The organism is Pseudomonas sp. NFACC46-3, from assembly GCF_900114515.1.
GTDB classification, from domain to species: Bacteria; Pseudomonadota; Gammaproteobacteria; order Pseudomonadales; family Pseudomonadaceae; genus Aquipseudomonas; species Aquipseudomonas fluorescens_Q.
In genome coordinates this window covers 1-8,370 of sequence record NZ_FOTH01000070.1, presented here as the reverse complement: position 1 = coordinate 8,370, position 8,370 = coordinate 1, and the positions used below count along the sequence as shown (strand labels likewise).

At 60.3% G+C, this 8,370-nt stretch carries 7 protein-coding genes; all 7 read left to right on the top strand.

Going from position 1 to position 8,370, the window contains the following annotated elements; all coding sequences use genetic code 11:
* Positions 1 to 1,715 (top strand): RHS repeat-associated core domain-containing protein (locus BM300_RS29620; protein ID WP_139232403.1); only part of this gene is annotated, 1,715 nt, incomplete at its 5' end.
* Positions 1,705 to 2,022, top strand: a complete 318-nt coding sequence (locus BM300_RS29615) for a contact-dependent growth inhibition system immunity protein (protein WP_139232402.1) — start codon at positions 1,705 to 1,707, stop codon at positions 2,020 to 2,022. The genes BM300_RS29620 and BM300_RS29615, both read left to right, overlap by 11 nt.
* Positions 2,023 to 2,346: 324 nt before the next feature.
* Positions 2,347 to 3,600 carry a cystathionine gamma-synthase family protein gene (locus BM300_RS29610; RefSeq protein WP_092464697.1) on the top strand — a complete coding sequence of 418 codons (1,254 nt, stop codon included), beginning with the start codon at positions 2,347 to 2,349 and terminating at the stop codon, positions 3,598 to 3,600.
* Between the two features lie 151 nt (positions 3,601 to 3,751).
* Complete coding sequence (locus tag BM300_RS29605; RefSeq protein ID WP_092225050.1) at positions 3,752 to 5,182, top strand: amino acid permease; 1,431 nt, start codon at positions 3,752 to 3,754, stop codon at positions 5,180 to 5,182.
* Positions 5,183 to 5,241: 59 nt separating this feature from the next.
* Complete coding sequence (locus BM300_RS29600) at positions 5,242 to 6,126, top strand: LysR substrate-binding domain-containing protein (RefSeq protein WP_092150574.1); 885 nt, start codon at positions 5,242 to 5,244, stop codon at positions 6,124 to 6,126.
* Positions 6,127 to 6,156: 30 nt separating this feature from the next.
* On the top strand, positions 6,157 to 7,521 hold the full coding sequence (thrC, locus tag BM300_RS29595) for a threonine synthase (protein ID WP_092464695.1): 1,365 nt from the start codon (positions 6,157 to 6,159) through the stop codon (positions 7,519 to 7,521).
* An 11-nt stretch (positions 7,522 to 7,532) separates the two neighbouring features.
* Positions 7,533 to 7,970, top strand: a complete 438-nt coding sequence (locus tag BM300_RS29590) for an Lrp/AsnC family transcriptional regulator (protein ID WP_003205952.1) — start codon at positions 7,533 to 7,535, stop codon at positions 7,968 to 7,970.
* Positions 7,971 to 8,370 lie beyond the last annotated feature (400 nt).

Here is an 8,370-nt window from a genome sequence, read left to right as displayed (position 1 = left end):
GAGTCAAGACCTTGCCCGACGGCCAGGCCATCGAATACCGCTACGACGAACTGGGCCGATTGGTCCACGTCAACGACGGCAGCGATCATCCCCTGGCCTTTGAGTACGACGCCCAGGACCGGCTGGTCTGCGAACACCAGGGTTGGGGCACCCTGCGTTATCGCTACGACGCTTGCGGACGCCTCAACCACCTGCGCCTGCCGGACGACAGCCAGCTCGACTACCACCATGCCCCAGGTGGCGCACTGACCGCCATCGACCTCAACGGCTCGCGCCTGACCGAACACCGCTTTGTCGGCGGTCGCGAACGGCAACGCCAGCAAGGCCGGCTGCTCAGCGACTACGACTACGACGAACAGGGCCGCCTCAAGGCCCAGACCGTGTGGCAGAGCCAACAGCAGCAACTGTTCTGGCGCGATTATGCCTACAGCGCCAAGGGCAACCTGCAAACCCTTTCCGACAACCGAAACCGCCGCAGCTACCAGTACGACCCGCTGGATCGCCTGACCCGCATCGACTTTTCCCACAGCGAACCGCCGGAACACTTCTGCCACGATCCGGCCGGCAACCTGATGATGCAGGACCGCCCCGGCCCGACCACCCTCAAGGGCAACCGCCTGCTGGAAGAGGGCGACCGCCACTATGACTACGACGCCTTCGGCAACCTGATCCGCGAACGCCGCGGCCAGGCTCTGGTCAGCGCCTACCGCTACGACAGCCAGCACCGCCTGATCGGCGTCACCACGGCCGATGGGCGTGAAACCTCCTACCGCTACGACGCCTTTGGCCGACGCATCAGCAAGACCGTGGACGGCCTGACCACGGAATTTTTCTGGCAGGGCGACCAGGTCGTCGCCGAAAACAGCCCGCGCCACCACCGCAGCTACGTCTACGAACCCGGCTCCTTCCGCCCGCTGGTGATGCTCGATGGCGAAGGCCCCGACGCCCGCCCGTTCTACTACCACCTCGACCACCTGGGCACCCCCCAGGAACTGACCAACCCCGCCGGCCAGATCGTCTGGTCGGCGCGCTACAACGGCTACGGCCAACTCACCGAACTCCAGCACGGCGGCGGCGAACAACTGGAACAACCGCTGCGCTTCCAGGGCCAATACTTCGACCCGGAAAGCGGCCTGCACTACAACCGCCACCGCTACTACAATCCCGGCACTGGCCGCTATCTGACGCCTGACCCGAGCAAGTTGGCGGGTGGGCTCAATGGGTATCGCTACACCCTGAACCCGACGGGGTGGGTGGATCCGTTGGGGTTGGCGTGCAAGTGCCCGGGTGATATCGAGGCTGATGGGCCGTTCAGCGAGATTGTGCCGGGGGGAGGGTTGGCTGCGCATGAGGCTCGGGGTGGGCATCTGATGAAAAAGCATATAGGTCGTTCTGAAGCTCAATTAAGAAAACGCCTTGATTCAGAGCCTCATGTGCCTACCGCATCGACATTTCCTGATAGAGCAACGGCGGAGTCAAAGGTCTCCAGTGTATTGAGAATGAAAGAAACGGAAATTGATGAGTTCCTAAACAAAAAATTGGAAAAGAAACTCTTGTTGCAGCAGTCCTTTCCTTCTCCGGCTGGAGTCGGTGTTATACGGAAAAGTGGGAAGCTAGAGCCTCTATCAGTGGTGACTTTGGTGCTAAAAAAGTCCAAGGAATCACCTGTTGGATATAACTTGCTTACGGGGTATGTTGAAAAAAATGAGAAATAAATATCCAGGTCTTTTTCAGTTTTTGGGTTGTTATTTTCACCAGGACTGGATGTGTGAGTCACCAGAGCCCGATGGGATGATAAGACTTTTTGTATCAGACTCGGTGCCGGAAACTATTGATGCGGTGAAGCAAGAAATTCTGAAATTATTGGCAGCGGATATTAGTGAAGAAGAGCTTCGGGGGATTCTTATGGACGAGATGCCTTGTAACTATTGTTATTGGCTGGACTGGGACTCTGGTACGACCTGGTTGAATCACATTATTGAGATTCTTAGTGACGATGGCCCAGATACTGCTGGGCTCTAATGTGTTTTGAAATATATTCGGCTATGTTCTGATTTTGCCGGCACTCGGGCCGTTAAGGTCAATGGATACCAGTGTGGGAGCGAGCCTGCTCGCGATAGCGGAGTGTCAGTCACATCAATGGCGGCTGATCCACCGCCATCGCGAGCAAGCTCGCTCCCACAGATTTATCGGTGAGCTGTAGGTCGCGGCTTCGCACCCAGCCATTAAAAAAACCACCCCTTTGGCACCGATAACATCGTTTCTCGGCCGCGCGGCTTTTCCCTATATTGGCCCTCAGATCCGGTGGATGGCTCAACGTCCACCCCCTCAGTGTGAGTAGCCTCAATGAACAATAAACCTGACAGCACAGGGCTTGATAATGCGGGAGCAGGAACCCGGGCGGTTTGGGGTGGGGAGCAGGTCAGGCACCCCTACAACGCCACGCAAACCCCCATCGTGGCCAGCGCCGCGTACGGTTACGACGACATCGACGTCTGGTACGACGTCGCCTTGGGCAAGGCCCCCGGCTTTATCTACAGCCGCATGAGCAACCCGACCGTCGAGACCCTCGAAGCCAAGATTCGCGAGCTGGAAATGGCCGAGTCCGCCGTGGCCTTCAGCAGCGGCATGGCGGCGATCAGCAGCGTGCTCTACACCTTCCTGGCCCATGGCGATCGTGTGGTGTCGACCAAGGACAGTTACGGCGGCACCAACAAGATCTTCGAAGAGTTCCTGCCGCGCACCGGCGTGACGGTGACCTTGTGCGAGACCTTCGATCACGACGATCTGGAGCGTGAAATCGCCAAGGGTTGCCAGGTGCTCTACCTGGAAACCCCCACCAACCCCACCCTGAAAATCCTCGACATCCCGCGCCTGGTGGCAGCGGCCAAGCGTGTCGGTGCGGTGGTCGTGGCCGATAACACCTTCGCCACGCCGCTGAACCAGAGCCCACTGGCCTTGGGGGTGGACGTGGTGATTCATAGCGCGACCAAGTTTCTCAGCGGCCATGGCGACGTGCTCGGTGGCCTGGTGTGTGGCAGCGAAGCCTTGATGGCCCAGGTGCGGCATTATCGGGAAATCAACGGCGCGAGCCTTGACCCGTTCTCGGCCTACCTGATCATCCGTGGCATGAAGACCCTGGCACTGCGCATGCGCCAGCAGCAACACAGCGCCCGGGCCCTGGCCGAGTTTCTCTGCACCGAACCGTTGGTGGAGGCGGTGAATTATCCCGGCTTGCCCAGCCACCCGAACCACGCCGTGGCTTGCGCGCAGATGTCCGGTTTCGGCGCCATCGTCAGTTTTGTCCTGGTCGGTGGCATGGACACGGTCAAAATGCTGCTGCCACGCCTGCGCTTCGCCCATTGCGCGGGCAACCTGGGCGCGGTGGAAACCATCTACGGTCCGGCCCGTACCACCAGCCATGTCGAGAACACCTTGGAAGAACGCCTGGCCCTGGGCATCTCCGAAGGCTTGGTGCGGGTTTCGGTCGGCATCGAAGACACGGACGATCTATTGGACGATCTGAAACAGGCCTTCGCCTTCGTCAAAAAGACCCTCACCCCGCAACTCAATGAAGCCCCTATCGAGACCGCAAGCTGAAGTTTGAAAGTTGGTACCCCGCCACAAGGCTGTGAATGGGGCGTTCATGAATAGGAATAATAATAAAGCTTAGTGGCGATGCACTTTTACTCTGCCCAATAACTTGTCGCGGACGTTAATGCGCGCCCTAACAACTTTCATGAGAACAACCATGTCCATAAAAGAACAACAACTCAATACGCGTGCCGGTTTTAAACAGGAAATGCAGACGCGCCATATTGTCATGTTGGCATTAGGCGGCGTCATTGGTACCGGGCTGTTTCTCACGTCCGGGTATACCGTCAACCAGGCCGGCCCCATGGGCGCGGTGATCGCCTACATCATTGGCGCGCTGATGGTCTACATGGTGATGATGTGTCTGGGGGAACTGGCGGTGCAGATGCCGGAAACCGGCTCGTTCAGCACCTACGCCACACGGTTTCTAGGCCCGGGCACCGGCTACACCGTGGCCTGGCTGTATTGGCTGACGTGGACGGTGGCCATCGGTTCCGAATTCACCGCGGCCGGCATCCTCATGTCGCGCTGGTTTCCCGACACACCGGTGTGGATCTGGAGCGCGCTGTTCGCCGGCGTGGTGTTCCTCTCCAACGTGATCTCGGTGCGTTTGTTCGCCGAGACCGAGTTCTGGTTGTCGTTGATCAAAGTGTTGACCGTGGTGGTGTTCCTGCTGATTGGCGGTGGCGCGATTCTTGGCCTGTTGAACATCGACCAGGCCCACAGCATCGGCTTGAGCAACTTCACCCGCGAAGGACTTTTTCCTACCGGTTTCATGCCGATTGCGATGACGCTGCTGGCGGTGTCCTTCGCGTTCTCCGGCACTGAGCTGATTGGCATCGCCGCCGGTGAAACCAAGGACCCGCAACGCAATGTGCCGCGGGCCATCCGCACCACGGTGCTGCGCCTGGCGGTGTTTTTCGTCGGGACCATTTTTGTCCTGGCGACCCTGCTGCCCCGCGAGCAAGCCGGTCTGGTCGAAAGCCCCTTCGTCACAGTGTTCACCTACATCGGCATTCCGTACTCGGCCGACATCATGAACTTCGTGATCATCAGCGCCCTGTTGTCGGCGGCCAACTCCGGGTTGTACGCCGCCTCGCGGATGCTCTGGACCCTCAGCGACCAAGGCCACCTGCCCAAGCAGTTCTCGGCCCTGACCCGCATGGGCACGCCGCTCAACGCGATCATCGTCAGCATGGCCGGCGGCGCCGCTTCGTTGCTCAGCAGCGTGTTTGCCGCCGACACCATCTACCTGGCGCTGGTGTCGATTTCCGGCCTGGCCGTGGTGGTGGTGTGGATGAGCATCGCCGCGAGCCAGATCGCTTTCCGGCGTCACTATGTGGCCAACGGCGGCGACATTCGCAATCTCAAGTTCCGGGTTCGCGGCTATCCGTGGGTGCCGCTGGGGGCGCTGGTGTGCTGCAGCCTGGCGTGCATCGGGATCGCCTTCGACCCTGAACAACGGGTGGCGCTGTACTTCGGCTTGCCGTTCATCGCCTGGTGTTACTTCGTGTATTACATTACCCGCAAAAGCCGCGAGCGACGCTTGTCGGTTGCCCTCGTGGCACAACCGTCCGACGCGTTCTAAGGCGCGTTGACGGGTCGGGCAAACGTGCCCGGTGCGTGGGGGTCAACGAGGTCCAGATCATGAAGCAAAAAACGTTGCCCCCGTTGAATTGGCTGCGGGCGTTCGAGGTGTCGGCCCGCTGCCTGAACTTCACCCACGCCGCCGACGAACTGTTTTTGACCCAGGGCGCGGTCAGCCAGCAGATCCGCCAATTGGAAAGTCACCTGGGGGTGGCGCTGTTCAAGCGCTTGCCCCGTGGCCTGGGCCTGACCGAAGAGGGCCAGGCCTACCTGCCGGTGGTGCAGGACGCGATCACGCGATTGGCGGTGGGCACCAACGAGATCTTTGGCCAGCACAAGCGCCGGCCAATCAAGGTGCGCGGCAGCCTGGCGTTTTTCGTGCACTGGCTGGCGCCGAAACTGGTGGATTTTCGCCAGGTGCATCCGCACGTCGACATCCGCTACATCAGCAACATCTGGGTCAAGGAACTGGACGGCGAGGACGACATGGAAATTCGCTGGGGCCACGGTCAATGGCCCGGCCTGGTGTCGCAACGCCTGACCTGGGACACCTTGTTCCCGGTGTGTTCGCCAGCCTTGATGACGACGCTGAAGGTGCCGGCGGACGTGGCCAAGCATCCGTTGCTGCACGTGCTGGGCTACGAAGAGGGTTGGGGTTACTGGCTGAAAATGGTCGGTGCCGACTCGGTGGATTCCTCGACCGGCATGCAGTTCGACACGCTGGTCTGCACCTTGCGCATGGCTGAACTGGGGCAGGGCATCGCCCTGGCGCGGTCGTCGATGGTCAGTGACATGCTCGGCGACGGACGTCTGGTCGAACCCTTCGCCCAGCGCATCGAGGCCAGCGAATCGTTTTACCTGGTGCGCAGTTCCGGGGCCGAGCAACACCCGGACGCGGTGCGGTTTTCCACCTGGCTGGTGGAGCAGGCGCATCGTTTCAAGTGAGCCGTTTCAAGTGAATATCCGGAGTTGACCATGCGCTATGTGAGTACCCGAAATTCAGCCGTGCAGGTCGATTTCGAAAAGGTTGTGCTGTCGGCCATCGCCGAGGACGGCGGGCTGTTCGTCCCCGTCGAACTGCCGCAGTTCGAACCCCAGGACATCGCCAACTGGTCGACATTGTCCTATGACGAACTGGCCTATCGGGTGATGCGTCCGTTCGTGGGCGAGGCGATCCCCGAGGCCGATTTCAAGCGGGTGCTCAAGGAAGCCGGCAGCCAGTTCAGCCATCGCTCCCTGGCGCCGTTGCATCAGGTGGATCGCAATGAATGGGTCCTGGAATTGTTCCATGGGCCGACCCGCTCCTCGAAGGACTTTGCCGCGCAATTGCAGGCGCGGCTGGTGCAGTACTTTTTGCGCAAACGCGGGCGCCGTGCCGTGGTGATCGGCGTCACCAACGGCGACACCGGCCTGGCCGCCATCGAGGCTTTCAAACACTGCGACGAGACCGATGTGGTGGTGATTTATCCCGAGGCCGGTGTACCGCAAGACCAGCTTCAAGACCTGCAAGCGACGGCGCATCCGCGGGTTCATCAAGTGGCTGTCGATGGCAGTTTTGATGACTGCCAGACCTTGGTCACCCATTTGTTCCGACAGCACGAGGCAATCAGTTTCAATTCCAGTAACTGGGTCAGCGTCATGGCGCAGTTGGTGTTTTATTTCCATGCCGTGTTGCAACTGGGCGGCGGTCAGCGGCCCATCGGTTTCAGCGTGCCGGCGGCGAGCTTTGCCGAAGTCTATGCCGGCTACATCGCGCAGAAGATGGGCTTGCCAATCACGCAGATGATTGTTGCGACCAATCAGAATGACGCGCTGCATCAGTTCTTTTTGAAGAACCATTACTCGCGATTGCGCGCCAGCAAGACCCTGTCGCCGGCCATGGATTTGTCGATTTTTTCCAACCTGGAGCGGTTTCTCTGGGAGCTCTATGGGCACGACGACCAGGCCGTGAGCGCACTGATGCACACCTTCGAAACCCACGGCGAAATGACCATCGCCAACGAGTTCTGGTTGCAGGCGCGGATGATCATCGACTCGTACGCGGTCAGCGATGAACAGACGCTGGAGGAAATCACCTCGCTGCATCGCGACACCGGCTACGTCATCGACCCCCACACCGCCACCGGCGTGCTCGCGGCGCGCTTGTACCGGCGCAGCCTGGTGGCGCCGATGGTGACCTTGGGCGAGATCTCCCCGGCCAAATCGGCGGTGTTGCTCGGCGAGTTGGGGATCCACATCGCGGCGCGACAACGCCCGGTTTCCGAGCATGGCCCGGCGCAGATTCATCGCCTCCAGCCGGACGACCTCGGTGCCCTCCATCAACTGCTCGGCGCCCTGTAACCGGAGGCCCCATGAAGCGAATTCTCGATCCCCTCGACGAACGCATCATCGCCGAACTGCGGCTCAACGCCCGCGCCGCCCACGCCGAACTGGCAGCCAAGGTCAACCTCTCGCGCAACGCCGTGCGCCAACGCATCGAACGCCTCGAACGCGACGGCGCGATCCAGGGCTACACCGTGCGCACCGGGGAGGGCGCGCACGCGTCGTCGAACATCAACGCGGTGATCTTCGTCTACCGCTACGACCGCATGCGCGGTGCCGAGGTGTTGCAAGCGTTGCAGGCCATGCCGGAAGTGCTGCAGTGCGATGTGATGAGTGGCGAGTTTGATTTGATGCTGCGGGTGGGCGCGGCGAACCCGGAACGGGTGCATAAAGTGTGGAAAGAGATCTCGGCGTTGCCCGGCGTGGAAAACACAGTCACTTCGTTCGTGCTGTCATCGGTGGTCTAGGCGCGCTATCCGCTGCTGATGCCCGCAGACGCCCCAGCCACCACAACCCCCGTGGCGAGGGAGCTTGCTCCCGCTGGGCTGCGATATAGGTAGTCCGTTCCTTGCTCCCCCATACTGATACTCGCTGGAGTCCGGTTGTTGCGAGGAAGGAACATGCACCTGCGAGCTACGAATAGGGCTGCAACGCATCTCGATGATTACTGCTTCACCTTCGAGCCCAGCAGGTGCGCTTGCGCCCTCTAACGAACACTCAGGGAAAGCCGGGCACGGCTCTCTATATCGCCTTCGCTGGACGCAAGCATGCATGTTCCTGCATGTACTTTAGCGTCTGTGGAGGTGTGCAATGCAAACGCTCTTGTCTCAGAAATTCACTGCTTATATCGGAATTGATTGGGCCGAT

Bases quoted from the DNA above. Each gene is read 5' to 3' on its own strand.
- BM300_RS29615 (WP_139232402.1), top strand. From the start codon at position 1,705: ATGAGAAATAAATATCCAGGTCTTTTTCAGTTTTTGGGTTGTTATTTT.
- BM300_RS29610 (WP_092464697.1), top strand. From the start codon at position 2,347: ATGAACAATAAACCTGACAGCACAGGGCTTGATAATGCGGGAGCAGGA.
- BM300_RS29605 (WP_092225050.1), top strand. From the start codon at position 3,752: ATGTCCATAAAAGAACAACAACTCAATACGCGTGCCGGTTTTAAACAG.
- BM300_RS29600 (WP_092150574.1), top strand. From the start codon at position 5,242: ATGAAGCAAAAAACGTTGCCCCCGTTGAATTGGCTGCGGGCGTTCGAG.
- thrC (WP_092464695.1), top strand. From the start codon at position 6,157: ATGCGCTATGTGAGTACCCGAAATTCAGCCGTGCAGGTCGATTTCGAA.
- BM300_RS29590 (WP_003205952.1), top strand. From the start codon at position 7,533: ATGAAGCGAATTCTCGATCCCCTCGACGAACGCATCATCGCCGAACTG.